The organism is Pseudomonas sp. LBUM1657, from assembly GCF_059716075.1.
The window spans coordinates 6,394,647-6,414,450 of record NZ_CP166799.1 but is presented as its reverse complement, the minus strand read 5'-3'; the positions used below and the strand labels follow the sequence as shown (position 1 = coordinate 6,414,450).

At 60.3% G+C, this 19,804-nt stretch carries 16 protein-coding genes; 9 read left to right on the top strand and 7 right to left on the bottom strand.

All coding sequences use genetic code 11. From position 1 onward, the window contains the following. Nucleotides 1-10: 10 nt before the first annotated feature. From ACA055_RS29675 to aspA, 5 genes are all read right to left on the bottom strand, one after another. Nucleotides 11-1,042 carry a histone deacetylase family protein gene (locus tag ACA055_RS29675; protein WP_497681745.1) on the bottom strand — a complete coding sequence of 344 codons (1,032 nt, stop codon included), beginning with the start codon at nt 1,040-1,042 and terminating at the stop codon, nt 11-13. Between the two features lie 334 nt (nt 1,043-1,376). Continuing rightward, on the bottom strand, nt 1,377-2,369 hold the full coding sequence (locus ACA055_RS29670; RefSeq protein WP_497681744.1) for an AraC family transcriptional regulator: 993 nt from the start codon (nt 2,367-2,369) through the stop codon (nt 1,377-1,379). Nucleotides 2,370-2,532: 163 nt separating this feature from the next. Next, nucleotides 2,533-3,537, bottom strand: a complete 1,005-nt coding sequence (locus tag ACA055_RS29665) for an asparaginase (RefSeq protein ID WP_497681743.1) — start codon at nt 3,535-3,537, stop codon at nt 2,533-2,535. Nucleotides 3,538-3,673: 136 nt separating this feature from the next. Continuing rightward, on the bottom strand, nt 3,674-5,125 hold the full coding sequence (locus ACA055_RS29660; RefSeq protein WP_497681742.1) for an alanine/glycine:cation symporter family protein: 1,452 nt from the start codon (nt 5,123-5,125) through the stop codon (nt 3,674-3,676). Between the two features lie 559 nt (nt 5,126-5,684). Then, a complete protein-coding gene (gene aspA / locus ACA055_RS29655) occupies nt 5,685-7,109 on the bottom strand; it encodes an aspartate ammonia-lyase (RefSeq protein ID WP_201184599.1) in 1,425 nt (474 codons plus the stop codon). Between the two features lie 180 nt (nt 7,110-7,289). Here aspA and ACA055_RS29650 point away from each other — a divergent pair, with 180 nt between their 5' ends. From ACA055_RS29650 to ACA055_RS29630, 5 genes are all read left to right on the top strand, one after another. Beyond that, a complete protein-coding gene (locus tag ACA055_RS29650; protein ID WP_497681741.1) occupies nt 7,290-8,207 on the top strand; it encodes a LysR substrate-binding domain-containing protein in 918 nt (305 codons plus the stop codon). A gap of 337 nt (nt 8,208-8,544) precedes the next feature. After that, on the top strand, nt 8,545-9,036 hold the full coding sequence (gene purE, locus ACA055_RS29645; RefSeq protein WP_017341565.1) for a 5-(carboxyamino)imidazole ribonucleotide mutase: 492 nt from the start codon (nt 8,545-8,547) through the stop codon (nt 9,034-9,036). Between the two features lie 11 nt (nt 9,037-9,047). Then, the gene (locus tag ACA055_RS29640) at nt 9,048-10,130 is read left to right on the top strand and encodes a 5-(carboxyamino)imidazole ribonucleotide synthase (RefSeq protein ID WP_497681740.1); all 1,083 of its coding nucleotides are present in this window, start codon (nt 9,048-9,050) and stop codon (nt 10,128-10,130) included. Nucleotides 10,131-10,275: 145 nt separating this feature from the next. Continuing rightward, a complete protein-coding gene (locus ACA055_RS29635) occupies nt 10,276-10,521 on the top strand; it encodes a GlsB/YeaQ/YmgE family stress response membrane protein (protein WP_090177848.1) in 246 nt (81 codons plus the stop codon). A gap of 87 nt (nt 10,522-10,608) precedes the next feature. Further along, complete coding sequence (locus ACA055_RS29630; protein WP_497681739.1) at nt 10,609-11,145, top strand: DUF3299 domain-containing protein; 537 nt, start codon at nt 10,609-10,611, stop codon at nt 11,143-11,145. A gap of 132 nt (nt 11,146-11,277) precedes the next feature. Here the strand turns inward: ACA055_RS29630 and ACA055_RS29625 are convergent, their stop codons facing one another. Together ACA055_RS29625 and ACA055_RS29620 are read right to left on the bottom strand one after the other, a co-directional pair. Beyond that, nucleotides 11,278-12,177, bottom strand: a complete 900-nt coding sequence (locus ACA055_RS29625) for a D-hexose-6-phosphate mutarotase (protein WP_497681738.1) — start codon at nt 12,175-12,177, stop codon at nt 11,278-11,280. A gap of 72 nt (nt 12,178-12,249) precedes the next feature. Further along, the gene (locus tag ACA055_RS29620; RefSeq protein ID WP_007896491.1) at nt 12,250-12,654 is read right to left on the bottom strand and encodes an acyl-CoA thioesterase; all 405 of its coding nucleotides are present in this window, start codon (nt 12,652-12,654) and stop codon (nt 12,250-12,252) included. A gap of 365 nt (nt 12,655-13,019) precedes the next feature. Here ACA055_RS29620 and ACA055_RS29615 point away from each other — a divergent pair, with 365 nt between their 5' ends. From ACA055_RS29615 to pstA, 4 genes are all read left to right on the top strand, one after another. Beyond that, nucleotides 13,020-14,318, top strand: a complete 1,299-nt coding sequence (locus ACA055_RS29615) for an MFS transporter (RefSeq protein ID WP_497681737.1) — start codon at nt 13,020-13,022, stop codon at nt 14,316-14,318. 249 nt (nt 14,319-14,567) lie between these two features. Then, nucleotides 14,568-15,566, top strand: a complete 999-nt coding sequence (locus ACA055_RS29610; protein ID WP_497681736.1) for a phosphate ABC transporter substrate-binding protein PstS family protein — start codon at nt 14,568-14,570, stop codon at nt 15,564-15,566. 471 nt (nt 15,567-16,037) lie between these two features. Then, nucleotides 16,038-18,071, top strand: a complete 2,034-nt coding sequence (locus ACA055_RS29605) for an ABC transporter permease subunit (protein WP_497684512.1) — start codon at nt 16,038-16,040, stop codon at nt 18,069-18,071. A 15-nt stretch (nt 18,072-18,086) separates the two neighbouring features. Continuing rightward, nucleotides 18,087-19,757, top strand: coding sequence for a phosphate ABC transporter permease PstA (pstA, locus tag ACA055_RS29600; RefSeq protein WP_497681735.1), 1,671 nt, complete (start codon nt 18,087-18,089; stop codon nt 19,755-19,757). The last annotated feature ends 47 nt before the right edge of the window (nt 19,758-19,804 follow it).

Below are 19,804 nucleotides of genomic sequence, written 5' to 3'. Positions count from 1 at the left end.
TTCTAATTCCTCATTGGGCGCTTTCAAAACCTTCGAGAACGTTCACGGCATTGATGCCGATTTCTTCCACCGCGTAACCGCCTTCCATCACGAACAGCGTCGGCTTGCCGAGGCCCGCGATGCGCTCGCCCATCGCCAGGTAGTCCGGGCTGTCGAGCTTGAACTGGGAGATCGGATCGTCCTTGAACGTATCGACGCCCAGGGAGACGACGACGATATCGGCGCCGTACTTCTCAATCTCTTTGCAGGCTTGTTCCAGAGCTGCGCTCCAAGTGTCCCAACCGCTGCCAGCCGGCAAAGGGTAGTTGAAGTTGAAACCTTCGCCCGCGCCTTCGCCGAGCTCATCCTCGTAGCCGAGGAAGAACGGGAACTCGGCTTCCGGATGTCCGTGGATCGAGGTGAACAGCACGTCGCTGCGCTCGTAGAAAATCGATTGGGTGCCGTTGCCGTGGTGGTAATCGACATCGAGGATCGCGACTTTTTTGTGGCCCTGATCGAGAAACGCCTGAGCAGCGATGGCGGCGTTGTTGAGGTAGCAATAACCGCCCATTAAATCGCTGGCGGCGTGGTGTCCCGGTGGACGGCAAAGGGCGAAGGCACTGCGCGCACCGCGCTGAATCACCGCTTGAGCAGTCAGGGCGACTTGCGCCGCGCTGTACGCCGCTTGCCAGGTGCCGGCGGTGATCGGGGCGCCGCCGTCGAAGCTGTAATAGCCGAGCTGGCCGTGCAGGCTGGTGGGCATGATTCGGCGCAGGGTGCGGGCTGGCCAGGTGTAGGGCAGCAAGTCGCCGTCAGTACCGAATTCGGTCCAGCGTGCCCAGGCGCCTTTAAAGAAGTCGAGGTAGTCGCGGTCGTGAACGCGCGCGATCGGCCCGAGGCCAAAATCCTGTGGCGCTTCAACCGGGCCGAGATCACGGTACTGCACGCGTTGTAGAACGTGATCGGCTCGCGAGGGCATTTCAAAGCAGGGCATCAATTGCCCGTCCATCAATTCACAACGGCCATGATGCAGGTGGTGATCGTCCGAGTAGATCGTCAGCATTTTCTTGTTCTCCGCAGGCTGATTCGGTTGAACACAGTCTTGCGGCGGGCGACGTTTCGGAGAACGGCAGGAAAGGCCAAAAGGGGATCGATATGGCCAAAAGATTTGACCGAAATTCGCCCCTTATTGGCGCGACGGTGCCCCGGTTGAGAGCATGGAATGCTGACCTGTGGGAGCGGGCTTGCCTGCAAAGCTTTTGGCGTTCTTGTGGGCGCCTTCGCGAGCAAGCCCGCTCCCACAATTGATCTTCAATGAACGCAACACTTGTGTACGACGCAAATCCCCTGTGGGAGCGTTCTTGCTCGCGAAGACGGCATCCCGAACAACGCAGCCCTCAAGGCCGAAACTGGCTGGGCGCCACACCACTCCAGCGCACAAACGCATGCCGGAAACTCGCGGTCTCGCTGAATCCCAACGCCTCGGCAATCCGATAGATCGGCAGACGATCCTCGCAGAGCATTTGTTTGGCCTGCTCGAAGCGCAACTCGTCGAGCAATTCCTGATAGCTGCACCCAAGATCCTTGAGGTGCCGGCGCAACGTCCGCGCCGAACAATTCATCTGCTGCGCCAAGCCTTCAAGCCCCGGTGCCGCATTCAATTGCGCGCGCAGCAGTTGCCGAATCCGCCCCAGCCAGGCCTGGCGCCCGGTGAACTCGGTGTTTTGCTTGCGGCAACGCTCGGCCATGGCCTGATGGGTGATGACATCGGCCAGCGGCAGGGGCTGGTTGAGCCAGCGCCGGTCGAAGGCGAACGCGTTGTCCCGCGCCTCGAAGTTCAGCGGGCAATTGAAGTGCCCGGCGTAGGTCGCCTCATAGTCGGGAGCGGCATGTTCGAAGCGCGCCGCCAACAACGGCAACGGATGGCCGAGCATGTCGTCGCAGATGACTTTCAACGACACCAGGCAGAACTCGGCGTTGAACACTGCCAGTGCTGGGTTCTCCCGGTAATCGGCGGCGACGAACCAGATGCGCTCGCCGTCATCTTCCAGACTCAGCTCGTAAAGTGTTCCCAACAGCGCCGGATAACGCATCGCCAGGCGTAAAGCGTCACCGAAGGTGGCACTGGTGAGCAGCGCATAACCCAGCATGCCGTAGGACGAAACGTGCATGCGCCGGCCCAGTTCCAGGCCGATATCACGCTTGAGCGCGACGGCGTTGGCGCAGACCTGCATCTCCTGGTTGGTGGTGATGCGCGTGTCGGCCCGGCTCAGATCCGCCGCGCTGATGCCACTTCCCGCGAGCAGTGCTTCGCTGGACAGGCCTTCGGCCTTGAAGGTGTCGAGCACAAGGGAGACGGCGTTGAGAGTGGTGAGGTGGGAGTGGAGCATAAGGGCTTCCAGCCTTGGGCTTACTGGAAGTGGAGCAAGTTATGTGCCCAAGGACAACCCTGTGGGAATGGACTTGCTCGCGAAATCGGTGTGTCAGCCAATATAAATTTGACTGACGCACCGCATTCGCGAGTAAGCCCGCTCCCACAGGATTTAGGTAGTGTCAGCTCAGTTCGCCGCAGAGGTCGAGTTCGACCAGTCGCCGAACCTCAGCGGTTTCGAGCCCTGCGCCCAACAGCGCATGCAATTTGCCGAACGCGGCCTCGCGGGTCATGCCACCACCGGATAACACGCCAACGCCACGCAAGCGACTGCCCGCTTCGTAGACATCCAGCTCAACGCCCCCTTCATGACATTGCGTAACCGCCACGACCACAACACCCTTGTCCCGTGCCCGCTCCAGACTGGCGAGAAACTCAGGGTTGTCACTCGGGCCGGTGCCGCTGCCGTAACACTCCAGCACCAGGCCCTGGATGCCGCTGCCCAACACACCATCCAGCTGCTCGGCGCCGATCCCGGGAAACAATGGCAGCACGCCGACTTTCGCCAGTTGCTTGTTCTGGTTGTAGGTCAGCTGTGAAGGCAAGGACGTCGCCTTCACGCCGCCGCCCTGACGTTCCAGTCGCTTGAACGGATGACGACCGAAGCTGCGAACCTTCGCGCAACGGGTCGGGTCCAGCAGTTCGCCGTGGAAGTACAGATGCACGCCAGGCGCCAGGCCTTGGCCCAACGCAACCAGCGCCCCGCTGAGGTTTTCCCAGGCATCGCTGTCGGTCACGCCGGCCGGCAGCATCGAGCCGGTGAACACCACGCGGGCATGCAGTCCGAGCAGTTGAAAGCTCATGGCCGCAGCGCTGTAGGCGAGGGTGTCGGTGCCATGCAGGATCAGCACGCTGTCGCAGCCTTGAACGTCAACAGCATCGACTACCGCTTCACGCAGTTGCTGCCAGTAGGCCGGGCTCATGTTGGCGCTGTCGATCAGTGGCGCCATCTCGCGAAAGCGCCACTGCGGTACCACGAGATCAGGTTGGCTATGCAGATATTCGCGCATCCGCAATTCGAAACCGGACGCCGGGGCCAGGCCGTGGGCGCTGGCTTGCATGCCTATGGTGCCACCGGTGTAGAGCACCATGACGTGCTGGGCGGCAGGGTAGGTCGAGGAATTCATGGAGACTCTCCGAAACGATGAGTTCCTGTGGGAGCGCTTGCTCGCGAATGGGGTTGATCATTCAACATTGATGTCGATTGACACACCACTTTCGCGAGCAAGCCCGCTCCCACATGGGATTGCGCACTTTAACCGATCAGCGTTGCGCTGCGGTCACGCCTTGCGGCTCAGCTGCGGCTTTAGGGGCAACGGCTGGCGGATTGGCGGGCCAGGCTTTCAAGTCCAGGTCCAGATCCGGGAATTTGCTCGAATCGAACACAGGTGTCTTGATGCCGGCGGCACGCTGGTCATCGTAGTCACGCAGGATGCGCATGCCGACCTTGAACAGCAGGAACAGCGCGATCAGGTTCACAAACGCCAGCAGGGTCATGGTGATGTCGGCGAACGCGAACACGGTGCCAAGGTTTTCGATGGCACCCCAGAAAATCAGCACCAATACCAAACCGCGATAGACGATCAACGCCTTGCGGTTTTCACCGATCAGGAAGCGCAGGTTGCTCTCGCCCAGGTAGTAGTTGTAGAGAATCGAGGTGAACACGAACAACGCCAGCGCCACGGAAATGAACATCCGGCCCCAGTCACCGACCACGGCGGCCAGGGAGTTCTGGGTCAGGGCAATCCCGTCACCTTCGAAGCCCGGTGTGTAGAAGCCCGAGAGCAAAATCAGCAACGCGGTACAAGTGCAGATGACGAAGGTGTCGAGGAACACGCTGAACGCCTGAACCACGCCTTGCGCGACCGGGTGCTCGACCGAAGCCACAGCCGCCACGTTAGGCGCACTGCCCAGGCCCGCTTCGTTGGCGAACACGCCGCGCTTCACGCCCATGACGATCGCGCTGCCGATCAGGCCGCCGAAGGCTTGGTCCAGACCGAAAGCACTTTTGACGATGGTCATCAGCATCGCCGGAACGTGGTCGAACTGCAGCACGATCACGTAGATGGTCACGCCGATGTACACCAGGGTTTTCACCGGCACCAGCAGGTCAGCGACCTTGGCGATGCGCTTGATCCCGCCGATGAACACCAGGCCCAGCAACACCGCCAGGGCCAGGCCGGTCCAGGTAGTGTCGAGGCCGAAGGCGTTGTTCAACGAGTGCGTCACGGCATGGGATTGCAGGCCGTTGAAGGCGAAGCCGAAGGTGATCAGCAGCAGGAACGCCATGATCATGCCCAGCCAGCGTTTCTGCAGACCGTGCTGGATGTAATAGGACGGGCCGCCACGGTACTGGCCTTCGGAATCGCAGCGCTTGTAGAGCTGGCCGAGGGAGCATTCGAAGAAGCTGCTGGACATGCCGACCAGCGCCGTCACCCACATCCAGAACACTGCACCTGGGCCACCGAGGGTCACGGCGATGCCGACACCGGCGATGTTGCCCGCACCGACGCGGCCGGCGAGGCTGAGCATCAGGGCCTGGAACGAGCTGAGTTGGCCGGCGCTGCTGCGCAGGCTGTCGCGGAACACCGCGAACATGTGGAAGAAGTGGCGCAATTGAACGAAACGCGAGCGGATCGTGAAGTAGCTACCGAGCCCGACGATGAGCACGATCAGTACTTTCCCTGAGAGGAAGTCGTTAATGACTTCGAGCATGGATTATTCCTCGCTGTTTTTTGTGTAGGCAAATGCTGGACCGTCAGAAACATCGCGTTACACCGGTTTGCGCACGGCACAACAGGTGAGGCGAAGATTCGTCCCGGTTCCAAATTGCGGGTTGTTATTAGTTCGGGTTTCGCATGGGTTTGGGCCTCGTTACCGACGACCGCTCACGCGAAGAGGGGCGGCACTATACCTATCAGTGTGCCGTCCGTCTGCACGGTTGTGGTGCAAGCGACGCTACGAAGCCTTTGAAACACCTGACATTTTCGGTGTCAGGCTTATGTGGGAACTGCTGTCTGTGGGAGCGGACTTGCTCGCGAATGCGGTCAGGCATTCACTGTTTAGAGTGACTGACGCACCGTCTTGGCGAGCAAGCCCGCTCCCACATTTTTCAGCTTCCAGACATTCTGTCTTGCTGCAAAAAGTTAAAAAAAAGGGCTTGGGAAATAAATCCCCAAGCCCTCAAAAGGTGAGAGGTGTCTAGTCCCTCGACCTGGTGAGCGTGGCTCCTGGTGCTCTTCGTTAAAAGAGCAAGAGCCGATGTTGCGTTCGGTTAAGCCTTCAAAGGCACCAGACGCGGAGCAATCATGTTTTCCGGGCGCAAGATGTCGGCGAGCATTTCGTCGTCGAGCAAGCCTTCTTCGCGCACCAGTTCCAGCACGCCGCGGCCGCTTTCGAGGGCGATACGGGCGATGCGGGTGGCGTTTTCATAGCCGATGTACGGGTTCAGCGCGGTGACCAGGCCGATCGAGTGCTCGACCAGTTCGCGGCAGCGCTCTTCGTTGGCGGTGATGCCGACGATGCAGTGCTCGCGCAGCATGTCCATGGCGCGTTGCAGCAGGCGGATCGAGTCGAAGATCTTGAACGCGATCAGCGGCTCCATCACGTTCAATTGCAACTGGCCGCCTTCGGCCGCGATGGTCAGGGCCAGGTCGTTGCCGATGATCTGGAACGCCACCTGGTTTACCGCTTCCGGGATAACCGGGTTGACCTTGCCTGGCATGATCGAGCTGCCTGGCTGACGCGCCGGCAGGTTGATTTCGTTGATGCCGGTGCGTGGGCCGCTGGACAGCAGGCGCAGGTCGTTGCAGATCTTCGACAGCTTGACCGCGGTGCGCTTGAGCATCCCGGAGAACAGCACGAAGGCGCCCATGTCGGAGGTGGCTTCGATCAGGTCGGCGGCCGGAACCAGCGGTTGACCGCTGATCAGTGCCAGACGCTGAACGGCCAGGTGCTGGTAACGCGGGTCGGCGTTGATGCCGGTGCCGATCGCGGTGCCGCCCAGGTTCACTTCGGTCAGCAGTTCAGGTGCCAACGTTTTCAGGCGCGCCAGGTCTTCGCTCAGGGTGGTGGCGAAGGCGCGGAATTCCTGGCCCAGAGTCATCGGCACGGCGTCTTGCAGTTGGGTACGACCCATCTTCAAGACGTGGCTGAATTCCTGGCCCTTGGCGGCGAACGCCTGGATCAGGCTGTCGAGGCTGGCCAGCAGCGCGTCGTGACCCAACAGCAGACCCAGACGGATCGCGGTCGGGTAGGCGTCGTTGGTCGACTGCGCCATGTTCACGTCGTTGTTCGGGTGCAGGTACTGGTATTCGCCCTTCTGGTGACCCATGGCCTCCAGCGCGATGTTGGCGATGACTTCGTTGGCATTCATGTTGGTCGAAGTGCCAGCGCCGCCTTGAATCATGTCCACCACGAACTCTTCGTGGAAATCGCCGCGGATCAAACGTGCACAGGCTTCGCTGATGGCAGCGTGCTTGGCTTCGCTCAGGTGACCCAACTCGCGGTTGGCGTCAGCAGCGGCTTGTTTAACCATTGCCAGGCCGACAACCAGCTTCGGGTAATGCGAAATCGGAACGCCGGAGAGGCGGAAGTTGTTCACCGCTCGCAGGGTCTGGATGCCGTAATACGCTTGAGCAGGTACTTCGAGTACGCCAAGCAGGTCTTTTTCTGTGCGGAAAGATGCAGCGGAGGACATGATAGAAATCATCTCGATAAGGACCCGGTCTGTGCCGGAACACTGCAAATGCTAGGCTTGTAGAGAATTTTGAGCCAATGCTGTTAAACACTAGCCTATGCACATTCGGCATAATGCCCGTGTGACGCCGTGTCTGCGGCGAGCGTGTGACCTAAATTGGTGCGTGTCCGGGAGGACGTGATGAATCTGGAAAGTAAATGGCTTGAGGACTTCAGCGCCTTGGCCGCCACCCGCAGCTTCTCCCAGGCTGCCGAACGACGCTTCGTGACGCAGCCGGCTTTCAGCCGACGGATCCGCAGCCTTGAAGCCGCGCTGGGGCTGACCTTGGTCAACCGCTCCCGCACGCCAGTCGAGCTGACAGCGGCGGGGCAACTGTTTTTGGTGACCGCGCGAACCGTGGTCGAACAACTCGGCGAAGTGCTGCGCCACCTTCATCATCTGGAAGGCGGGCAGGGCGAAGTGATGCAAGTCGCCGCCGCGCACTCACTGGCGCTGGGTTTCTTCCCGCGCTGGATTGCCCAATTGCGCAACGAAGGTCTGAACATCGCCACGCGGTTGGTGGCGACGAACGTGGGCGATGCCGTGCACGCCCTGCGTGAAGGTGGCTGTGATTTGATGCTGGCGTTCTATGATCCGGACGCGGCCATGCAGATGGACCCGGAAATCTTTCCGTCTCTGCACCTTGGCGACACCGAAATGCTCCCGGTCTGTGCGGCCGACGCCGACGGCAAACCGTTGTTCGACCTGGAAGGCGAAGCCAGCGTGCCGTTGTTGGCCTATAGCGCCGGTGCGTTTCTGGGGCGCTCGGTGAACATGTTGCTGCGCCAGCGGGCCCTGCGTTTCACCACCATTTACGAAACGGCCATGGCCGATAGCCTTAAAAGCATGGCCCTGGAAGGACTGGGGATTGCCTGGGTGCCACAACTGAGCGTGCGCGCCGAACTGGCGCGCGGCGAACTGGTGGTCTGCGGCGGTCCGCAATGGCATGTACCGCTGGAGATTCGTCTGTATCGTTGCGCGCTGGTGCGCAAGGCCAACGTGCGGTTGTTGTGGCGCAAACTTGAGGGTGGTGCCGCTCAAGGCACGACGGGTTCCTGAGACCACTGAAGATCAAATGTGGGAGCGGGCTTGCTCGCGAATGCGGTGTATCAGTCGATATCAGTGGTGCGTGACACACCGCTTTCGCGAGCAAGCCCGCTCCCAGAGGGGATTTGCGTAGTTCTGCTGCTGACCTTCGAGTCAATAAAACCGGCACTTTGCGCCGTATGACAGATGGTCGTATCGGGGGCTGTTTATCTGCTCCATTACGGTATACTGCGCGGCCTTCGGCCGGTTCGCCCGGCCTTAATTCGTACACTCAAGCCACGCCGGATATCCCGCGTGGCTTGTTGTTTTTTGACGCGCCTGCGGGCGCCCAGAGAGAAGAGGCACGACGATGAGCGCACTGGTTGGCGTGATCATGGGCTCCAAGTCCGATTGGTCCACCCTTAGCCACACCGCCGATATGCTGGAAAAGCTCGGCATCCCTTACGAGGTGAAAGTGGTCTCTGCCCACCGCACCCCGGACCTGCTGTTCCAGTACGCCGAAGAGGCCGAGGCGCGTGGCATCGAGGTGATCATCGCCGGTGCCGGCGGCGCGGCCCACTTGCCAGGCATGTGTGCGGCCAAGACCCACCTGCCGGTGCTGGGCGTGCCGGTGCAGTCGTCGATGCTCTCGGGAGTCGATTCGCTGCTTTCCATCGTGCAGATGCCCGCGGGCATTCCGGTCGCCACCCTGGCCATCGGCAAGGCTGGCGCGATCAACGCAGCCCTGCTTTCGGCCAGCATCCTGGGCGCCAAGCACCCGCAGTTTCACGCGGTGCTGAAAACTTTCCGTGCTGAGCAGACAGACAGCGTCCTGGAAAATCCAGACCCACGCATCGCCTGAGGTTGTTGACGATGAAGATCGGTGTAATCGGTGGCGGCCAGTTGGGTCGCATGTTGGCGCTGGCGGGCACTCCGCTGGGCATGAACTTCGCTTTCCTGGATCCGGCGCCGGATGCTTGCGCAGCCGCGTTGGGTGAACACCTGCGGGCCGATTACGGCGATCAGGATCACCTGCGTCAGCTGGCCGATGAAGTCGATCTGGTGACCTTTGAATTCGAAAGCGTCCCGGCTGAAACCGTGGCGTTCCTGTCGCAGTTCGTCCCGGTCTACCCGAGCGCCGAAGCCCTGCGCATCGCGCGTGATCGCTGGTTCGAGAAGAGCATGTTCAAGGACCTGGGGATTCCCACCCCGGCGTTCGCCGACATCCAATCGCAAGCCGATCTGGACGCTGCCGTGGCTGACATCGGTCTGCCGGCCGTGCTGAAAACCCGCACCCTGGGTTACGACGGCAAGGGCCAGAAAGTCCTGCGTACCGCTGAAGATGTGGTCGGCACCTTCGCCGAACTGGGCAGCGTTGCCTGTCTGCTGGAAGGCTTCGTGCCGTTCACCGGTGAAGTCTCGCTGATCGCCGTGCGTGCTCGCGATGGTGAAACGAAGTTCTATCCGCTGGTCCACAACACCCACGACAGCGGCATCCTCAAGCTGTCCGTGGCCAGTACCGATCACCCGCTGCAAGCCTTGGCTGAAGACTACTCCAGCCGCGTGCTCAAGCAGCTGAACTACGTCGGTGTGATGGCGTTCGAATTCTTCGAAGTCGACGGCGGCCTCAAGGCCAACGAGATCGCCCCGCGGGTACACAACTCCGGGCACTGGACCACCGAAGGCGCCGAGTGCAGCCAGTTCGAAAACCATCTGCGGGCGGTTGCCGGTCTGCCGCTGGGTTCGACCGCCAAGGTCGGTGAAAGCGCGATGGTCAACTTCATCGGCAAAGTGCCGGAGACCGAGAAAGTCCTGGCCATCGCCGATTGCCATCTGCATCACTACGGCAAGGCCTTCAAGATCGGTCGCAAGGTCGGTCACGCCAACCTGCGTTGCGCAGACCGCGAGACGCTGGCGGCGCAGATCCTCAAGGTCGAAGCGCTCATCGCCGAATAGTTTCCTGTGGCAGCGGCGGAACCATTCAGGGGCCGCCGTTCTCTCATGGCAGGATGCCAAAGTCTGACTAGGCTTGGGCTAGGTGCCAGGTCTCACCAATACTATTGGTGGGCAGGACACAGCCATTCAATCAGAGGGAAATGACATGGGAATTATCGGAACCATCTTTATCGGCTTGATCGTCGGCCTGCTGGCGCGGTTCCTGAAGCCGGGCGACGACAGCATGGGCTGGATCATGACCATCTTGCTCGGTATCGGCGGTTCGCTGGCGGCCACCTACGGCGGCCAAGCCCTGGGCATCTACCAGGCCGGTCAAGGTGCAGGCTTCATCGGTGCGCTGGTCGGCGCCGTGGTGTTGCTGGTGATCTACGGCTTGATCAGAAAGAACTGATTTAAGCGACAAAGCCCTCTCTGCGTCGCGCGCAGGGAGGGCTAGAATGCTCGGCGACTTACTGTCCTCTCTTTGCCGAGCACCTTCATGCGCCGTCTTCTGTTGACTCTTCTTTTACTGGGCACGGGCCTTGCCCACGCCGGCGAACTGCCGGAAACCGACTGGCTCGAACTGATGCCCAAGTCCGACCAGAAAGCCCTCGAGGCCATGCCCGAAATCGACCACGACTCCCCCGAAGCCAATGGCACCTTTACCGAGAAGGGTGGCATGAAGCAGAGCAAGGGCTTGCCGGCGGTGATGTATTCGACCAAAACCGTGCCGTCGATGAACGACAAGAACATCCGTCTCGGGGGTTATCCGGTGCCGCTGGAATCCGACGCCAAGGGTCGCAGCACGCTGTTCTTCCTCGTGCCCTATCCAGGCGCCTGCATCCACGTGCCACCACCACCGCCAAACCAGTTGGTGCTGGTGCGGTATCCCAAAGGCTTGAAGCTGGATGATATCTACACGCCGCTGTGGGTGACCGGCACGCTGAAGATCGAGAAGGTCAACAACGACCTTGCGGATGCGGCGTATGCGCTGGATGCGGCGAAAGTCAGAGTGGTGGAAGAGTCTGACCTGTAAAGCGCCAGTCGGTTTGGCACTGATCAACTGTGGGAGCGAGCCTGCTCGCGAAAGCGGTGTAACAGTCAGCGATGATGTTGAATGTTATGGCCTCTTCGCGAGCAGGCTCGCTCCCACATTGGTTCTGGGGTGTTACAGAGGTTTGCTGCCGATGCTCACGCCAAGGGTATGACTCGCACCCGGCGCCAGCGTCACCACATCATCCATCACATTCGCCGTTTCGATGCACAGCATGCGTTGCCAGCCGTCGTCGGCCATGTCGCTGAACGCTGCGGCGCGGTCGATCCACGGGTTCCAGATCACTGCCGAGCGCGAGCCACTGCTGGTCAATTCGATGCGCCGTTCCCAGGCCGGATCGACAATGCTCAGCTTCGCCGGAGTATTGAGGTAAATACGGTCGGTTTCGCCGGTAAAATGCAGATCGCCGCTCTGCTTCGCGGTTTTCCAGTCGTCCAGCGTCTCGATGTAACTCAGGCCATCCACCCCTTCGACATGCACATTGCGCACATCGCTGACCGCGAAATAGCTGTGCAGCGCCTGGCTGAGGGTGACTTTATCCGTGCCCTGGTTGTGACTGGTCAGGTTGATGTGCAGTTGCTCGTCCAGACGGATGCTCAACTTCAAATCCACCTGATGTGGCCAGCCTGGCAAGCCGCCTTCGGGATAGGGCAAGAGGAACTCGACCTTCAGGCTTTCGCCCTCGGCTTCGATACCGCCCAGTTCCCAGTCCATCGCCCGTACCAGTCCGTGGGCGGTCGGCGGTTCGTGGCTGACGCGCATCGCCTGAACGCTCTGCGGGTTGCGCGTGAAGTTGCCGAACCACGGCCAGCACACGGGCACGCCGGCCCGAATGCTCTTGCCGGTCTTGAACACGGCCTCGTCGTTGAGCCAGATCAGCGGCGGTTCGCCAGCCAATTGATAACTGAGGATGTGCGCACCTTGCTGGGCGACCAGCAATTCGGCCTGACCGTGGCGGATGCGCCAGCAGTTCAGTTCATCCAGTTTCACGGCTTCAACGTTGGGCGTGCTCATGGGACAGCTCTCGATCAGGAACAATGACTGCTATGGACCGCAAAACGGCCACCGGGTTTAACGCTGCCTGTTTTAGCGAGCTCTAGGCGGAACCGAGCGAGTACGGCCGCTGCCGTCGATGGCGACGAATACGAATACCGCTTCGGTCACTTTACGCCATTCGCTGGACAGCGGATCGTCGCTCCAGACCTCGACCATCATCTGGATCGAGCTGCGGCCGATTTCCAGCGCCTGGGTATAGAAGGAGAGCTGTGCGCCCACCGCCACCGGAACCAGGAACGCCATGCGATCGATCGCCACCGTGGCCACCCGGCCGCCAGCGACCTTGCTGGCCATCGCGGTGCCGGCCAAATCCATCTGCGCCACCAGCCAGCCGCCGAAAATATCGCCAAAGCCGTTGGTTTCGCGAGGAAGCGCGGTGATTTGCAGGGCCAGGTCGCCTTGCGGGATTGGATCTTCTTGTTCGAGCTCTATCATGCCGGGGGTGCCTCTGACCCGTGACTCTTCATTGGTACTTCAAGGTGAATAGCCGTCTCAAGGAAAAACGATTCAGCCCCGAACATACTACGTCCGTCACGTTTTTCGTAAGGCGCCTAAAGGGAAACTCTGCGAAATCGCCTATGAACCCCGGCAGGCGTTTTCGCACAGCAACCCTTTCAAGCTGTTGCAAGATTGCGAGTATATCGGTCGGTAGACCCCGAGACGACCGTCCGGTTCTCATTTTGACTGTCAAATACGCACCTCTATGTGCTTTTTCGAACAATTTGCTATCGTGCCGGACCTGCCCAAGCCTCCGCCAGCGTTGTTGGGGTTGCAGATCCGACTATAAGAGAAGCCTTGCCATGACCACAGCGCCCTCGAGCGTCGCGCAGCCAGTTCAATCCTCACGTCCGCTGACCCGTAGCGATTACAAGACTTTGTCGCTGTCTGCCCTGGGCGGCGCGCTGGAGTTCTACGACTTCATCATCTTCGTATTCTTCGCCACGGTGGTGGGCAAACTGTTCTTCCCGGCGGACATGCCCGAGTGGCTGCGCCTGATGCAGACCTTCGGCATCTTCGCTGCCGGTTACCTGGCACGGCCGCTGGGCGGCATCGTGATGGCGCACTTCGGTGACCTGCTGGGACGCAAGAAGATGTTCACCTTGAGCATTTTCATGATGGCCGTACCGACCCTGATCATGGGGCTGCTGCCGACTTATGCGCAGATCGGCATGTGGGCGCCGATCCTGTTGCTGTTGATGCGGGTGATTCAAGGCGCGGCCATCGGCGGTGAAGTGCCGGGTGCGTGGGTCTTCGTTTCCGAACACGTTCCTCAGCGGCATATCGGCTACGCCTGCGGTACGCTGACCAGCGGTCTGACGGCCGGCATCCTGCTGGGTTCATTGGTCGCCACGGCGATCAACAGCTTCTACACCCCCGTGGAAGTGTCGGATTACGCCTGGCGGATCCCGTTCCTGCTGGGCGGGGTGTTCGGCCTGTTCTCGGTTTACCTGCGCCGCTGGTTGCACGAGACGCCGGTGTTCGCCGAGCTGCAACTGCGCAAAGCACTGGCCGAAGAAGTGCCGCTGCGCGCGGTGCTGCGTGACCATCGCGGGGCGATTCTGATTTCCATGCTGCTGACCTGGCTGCTGTCGGCCGCCATTGTGGTTCTGATCCTGATGACCCCGACCGTATTGCAGACGGTCTACCACTTCTCGCCAACCACCGCCCTGCAGTCCAACAGCGTGGCGATCGTGTTCCTGAGCATTGGCTGCATCATTGCCGGCGCCCTGGCGGATCGCTTCGGCGCGGGACGAGTCTTCGTGTTCGGTTGCGCCGCATTGCTGGCGAGCTCGTGGACCTTCTACCACAACCTGGCTGACCATCCCGACTGGCTGTTCCCGATGTACGCCCTGACAGGTCTGCTGGTGGGCACCATCGGTGCGGTGCCGTACGTCATGGTCAAAGCGTTCCCGCCGGTAGTACGTTTCAGCGGCCTGTCGTTCTCGTACAACGTGGCCTATGCCATTTTCGGCGGCCTGACGCCGATGATCGTCAGCCTGCTGCTCAAGGAAAGCCCGATGGGGCCTTCGTATTATGTGGCAATCCTGTGCGGGGTCGGGATTATGGTGGGTGGGTATCTTTGGAAGAAGGGACGCTGAATTTTTCTGTGGGAGCGGGCTTGCCCGCGAAGGCGGTGGAACAGTCAGCATAGATGTTGAATGTTATGGCCTCTTCGCGGGCAAGCCCGCTCCCACAGGGGGCATGTATCAGGCAGAAAATCTCGAAAGGCCAGCCTTCTCAACAGAATGCTGGCCTTTCATCCAATTGTCATATTTCAGCCATAGAGTGTTCACACGGCCTGCTGATACTTGGCCCGACTAAACACACCTATCTGCTAGGAGTAAGGCATGAAACTGAAGCGTTTGATGGCGGCAATGACTTTTGTCGCTGCTGGCGTTGCGACTGCCAACGCGGTTGCCGCTGTTGACCCTGCTATCCCGAGCTACACCAAGACCACTGGTGTGTCGGGCAACCTGTCCAGCGTCGGCTCCGATACCCTGGCCAACCTCATGACCCTGTGGGCTGAGAACTACAAAAAAGAATACCCGAACGTAAACATCCAGATTCAGGCTGCCGGTTCGTCTACCGCGCCACCTGCGCTCACTGAAGGCACCGCTAACCTGGGCCCGATGAGCCGTAAGATGAAGGACAACGAACTGCAAGCCTTCGAAACTAAATATGGCTACAAGCCAACCGCCATCCCGGTTGCCGTGGATGCCCTGGCTGTGTTCGTGCACAAGGACAACCCGATACAACACATGACCATGGAGCAGGTCGACGCGATTTTCTCTTCGACGCGCCTGTGCGGTGCGAAAACCGACGTGAAAACCTGGGGTGATCTGGGTGTAACCGGCGACCTGGCGAACAAGCCGGTTCAACTCTTCGGTCGTAACTCGGTTTCCGGCACTTACGGTTACTTCAAGGAAGAAGCCCTGTGCAAAGGCGACTTCAAACCAAATGTCAACGAACAGCCTGGCTCGGCTTCGGTTGTGCAGTCGATCAGTTCTTCGCTGAACGGCGTCGGCTATTCGGGCATCGGCTACAAGACCGCCAGCGTGAAGACCGTGGCTCTGGCCAAGAAAGGCAGCACTGACTTCATCGAAGACACCGAAGAAAACGCCCTGAACGGCAAATACCCGCTGTCGCGTTTCCTCTACGTGTACGTCAACAAAGCCCCGAACAAGCCTCTGGCCCCGCTGGAAGCCGAGTTCGTGAAACTGATTCTGTCCAAGCAGGGTCAGGACGTCGTGGTGAAAGACGGCTACATCCCGCTGCCAGCCAAGGTTGCTGCAAAAGCACTGGCTGACCTGGGTCTGCAAGAAGGTAGCAACGTAGCAAAAAAGTAAAACCCTGAGCCCGGGTTGAAACCGGGCTCCAGTGTGGGAGCGGGCTTGCTCGAGAAAGCGGTGGATCAACAACAGAGATGTTGAATGTGAAAACCTCTTCGCGAGCAAGCCCGCTCCCACACCCCTCGAATTTTCACTCCGCTGCCAGTTCCCACGGGCGGCGGATTTGTTGCGTCACTGCATTGTCATCTTTCTGTCATACAGGATCGCTAGGGTGTGCGAATGAATGATCTGGCCAATTCCACAATGACTACAAATCCCCCCAAGCGAATTGACTTCAATACGCCTGAGCTGCAACGCAAGCGCCGTATACGTGCGCTCAAAGATCGCCTGACCCGCTGGTACGTCCTCGTCGGCGGCCTCGCCGTCCTCGGCGCGATCACGCTGATCTTTTTCTTCCTCGCCTACGTCGTCGCGCCACTGTTCCAGGGTGCCGACCTGACCGCCAAGGACGCCATCACGCCTGCCTGGATGCAAGACGCCGGCAAGCCGTTGATGATCTCCCTGGAAGAGCAGAACCAGGTCGCCCTTCGGGTTTCCGACAAGGGCCAGGCGCTGTTCTTCGATATCGACAGTGGTGCCGAACTCAAGCGCGTCGATCTGCCGGTTCCGGCAGGTACCAGCGTAACGTCTATTGGTGAAGACCAGCCCGGTCATCCGCTGGTGGCGGTGGGCTTTTCCAATGGTCAGGCCTTGGTGTTCCGTCACACCTATAAAGTCAGCTATCCGGATGGCAAGAAAACCATCTCGCCGGCGATCGAGTATCCGTACGGCGAAACGCCAATCGTGCTGAACGAGGCGGGCGGTGCGCTGGAGCATGTCAGCCTTAACGCTACCGATTCGACCCTGATGCTGGTCGGCTCCACCGGTTCGCAACTCAATGTTTTGTCGCTGACCAGCGAAGAAAACATGATGACCGGCGAGATCACCAACGAGCAGAAGCGTATCGATCTGCCGCAGATGACCGAGCCGGTTAAAAACATCTTCGTCGACCCACGCCAGCAGTGGCTGTACGTGATCAACGGGCGTGCCCAGGCCGACGTGTTCAGCCTGCGCGACAAGAGCCTCAACGGTCGCTACAAGCTACTCGATAACGGCGAAACAGAAGTCACCGCCAGCACCCAATTGGTGGGTGGCATTTCGCTGATTATTGGTGACTCCAAAGGTGGTCTGGCCCAGTGGTTCATGGCCCGCGACACCGATGGCGAGCAACGCCTGAAGCAGATTCGTACGTTCCAGATGGGCACCACGCCCATTGTTGAAATCACCGCGGAAGAGCGTCGCAAAGGCTTCATCGCCCTCGACGCCTCCGGCAAGCTCGGCGTGTTCCACAGCACCGCGCATCGCACCTTGCTGGTGGACCAGGTGGTCGATGGCCAAGGCCTGTTCGGTCTTTCGCCACGTGCCAACCGCGTGATCGTGGAAGCGGGCGGCAAGCTGCAACCACTGCTGCTGGACAACCCGCACCCGGAAGTTTCGTGGAGCGCGTTGTGGAGCAAGGTCTGGTACGAGAACTACGACGAGCCTAAATACGTCTGGCAATCGACCGCCGCCAACACCGATTTCGAACCCAAGCTGAGTTTGTCGCCGCTGACCTTCGGCACCCTGAAGGCCGCGTTCTACGCGATGCTGCTGGCCGCGCCTCTGGCCGTCGCCGCTGCGATCTACACCGCGTACTTCATGGCCCCGGGCATGCGCCGCAAGGTCAAGCCGGTGATCGAGCTGATGGAGGCGATGCCGACGGTGATCCTCGGTTTCTTCGCCGGCCTGTTCCTCGCACCTTATGTAGAAGGCCATTTGCCGGGCATCTTCAGCCTGTTGATGCTGATGCCGATCGGCATCCTGGTGGCGGGTTTCACCTTCAGCCGCCTGCCTGAATCGATCCGCCTGAAAGTGCCGGACGGCTGGGAAAGCGCGATTCTGATCCCGGTGATCCTGTTCGTGGGCTGGTTGTCGCTGTACATGAGCCCGTACATGGAAACCTGGTTCTTCGGCGGTGACATGCGCATGTGGATCTCCCACGACCTGGGCATCACCTACGACCAGCGCAACGCATTGGTGGTCGGTCTGGCCATGGGCTTCGCGGTGATCCCGAACATCTACTCCATTGCCGAAGACGCCGTGTTCAGCGTGCCTCGCGGTTTGACGCTTGGTTCCCTGGCCCTCGGTGCCACGCCGTGGCAGACCATGACACGCGTGGTAATCCTCACCGCGAGCCCGGGCATTTTCTCGGCGCTGATGATTGGCATGGGCCGTGCGGTCGGTGAAACCATGATCGTGCTGATGGCCACCGGTAACACCCCGGTCATGGAAATGAACCTGTTCGAAGGCCTGCGCACCCTGGCTGCCAACGTCGCGGTGGAAATGCCCGAATCGGAAGTCGGCGGCAGCCACTACCGCGTGCTGTTCCTCTCGGCGCTGGTGCTGCTGATGTTCACCTTCGTCATGAACACCCTCGCGGAACTGATTCGTCAGCGTCTGCGCAAGAAATACTCGTCGCTTTAAGAAAGGTAGAAGTCTGTGAAACAGAACTCCCTGAAAGGATGGTTCAAGAGCGGCGCCCCCGGCGTCTGGATCAGCGGCGGCGCGGTGTCCATCGCGGTCATCATGACCATTGGCCTGCTCGCGGTGATTGCCGTGCGTGGTCTGGGTCACTTCTGGCCGGCGGACCTGATACACGCTAGCTACGATGTGCCGGGCCAGGCCAATCACCTCGTCATCGGCGAAGTGGTGCAGAAAGAACAAGTGCCCCGCGAGCGCCTGAAAAGCGCTGGCCTGCCGGTGCCCGACGAGGGTCCGGAGTTCATGACCCGTGAGCTGATCAAGGTCGGCAACCGTGACCTGAACGGCAACGACTTCACCTGGATCGTCGGCGAGTGGCTGACGAACCAGAAGACGCCGCCGGAACTGATGGCCATCGAACGTCGTGAATGGGGCAATTTCTACGGCTACCTGGTCAACGTCAAACAGGACGGCAAGGTCATCGCTGAAGGCGAAGCGGCGTGGCCGGAGCTGCAGGCCCGTGTCGCCCGCGTCAACGAGCTCGCCGCACAGCTCAAGACCCTGGAAAAATCCGACATCGGCGCGATCAACGCTGGCCTCGAACGGATCCGTCTGCAGGGTCGCAGGCTGGAACTGGACGGCCGGCTCGACGCCGCCGCGCAAGCCGACATGGAGTCCGAGCGTGCCGAGCTGAATGCGCGTTACCAGGACATCGAAGCGCGCCTGAACGATTTGCACAGCCAGTTCAATCGCGACAGCCTGACCGCCCGCGACGCCAACGGCAAAGAGCTGGAAATCAGCATCGGCAAAGTGGTTCACGCCTATCAGCCGAACGCCATGGGTACCTTTACCAAGGTCCGTTTCTACTTCAGCAAGGTCTGGGAATTTCTCAGCGATGACCCGCGTGAGGCGAACACCGAAGGCGGGATCTTCCCGGCGATTTTCGGCACCGTGATGATGACCCTGATCATGGCGATGATCGTCACGCCGTTTGGCGTGCTGGCGGCAGTTTACCTGCGTGAATACGCCAAGCAGAACGCATTGACCCGGATTATCCGTATCGCGGTGAACAACCTGGCTGGCGTACCGGCGATTGTTTACGGCGTGTTCGGCCTGGGCTTCTTCGTCTATGTGCTGGGTGGATCGGTCGACCGGTTGTTCTTCCCGGAAGCACTGCCTGCACCGACCTTCGGTACGCCGGGCCTGCTCTGGGCTTCGTTGACCCTGGCATTGCTGGCGGTGCCGGTGGTGATCGTGGCCACTGAAGAAGGGCTGGCGCGGATTCCTCGCACCGTGCGCGAAGGCTCGTTGGCTCTCGGCGCGACCAAGGCTGAAACCTTGTGGAAGATCGTCCTGCCAATGGCCAGCCCGGCGATGATGACCGGCATGATCCTCGCCGTGGCGCGCGCCGCCGGTGAAGTAGCGCCGCTGATGCTGGTGGGTGTGGTGAAACTGGCGCCGTCGCTGCCGCTGGACGGCAACTACCCATACCTGCACCTGGACCAGAAGATCATGCACCTGGGCTTCCACATTTATGACGTCGGCTTCCAGAGCCCGAACGTCGAGGCCGCTCGGCCTCTGGTGTACGCCACGGCGCTGTTGCTGGTGCTGGTGATCGCCACTCTTAACTTGTCGGCCGTATACATTCGAAACCACCTGCGCGAGAAGTACAAAGCGCTGGATAGTTGATTACCTGTGGGAGCGGGCTTGCTCGCGAAAGCGGTTTGTCAGTCGCA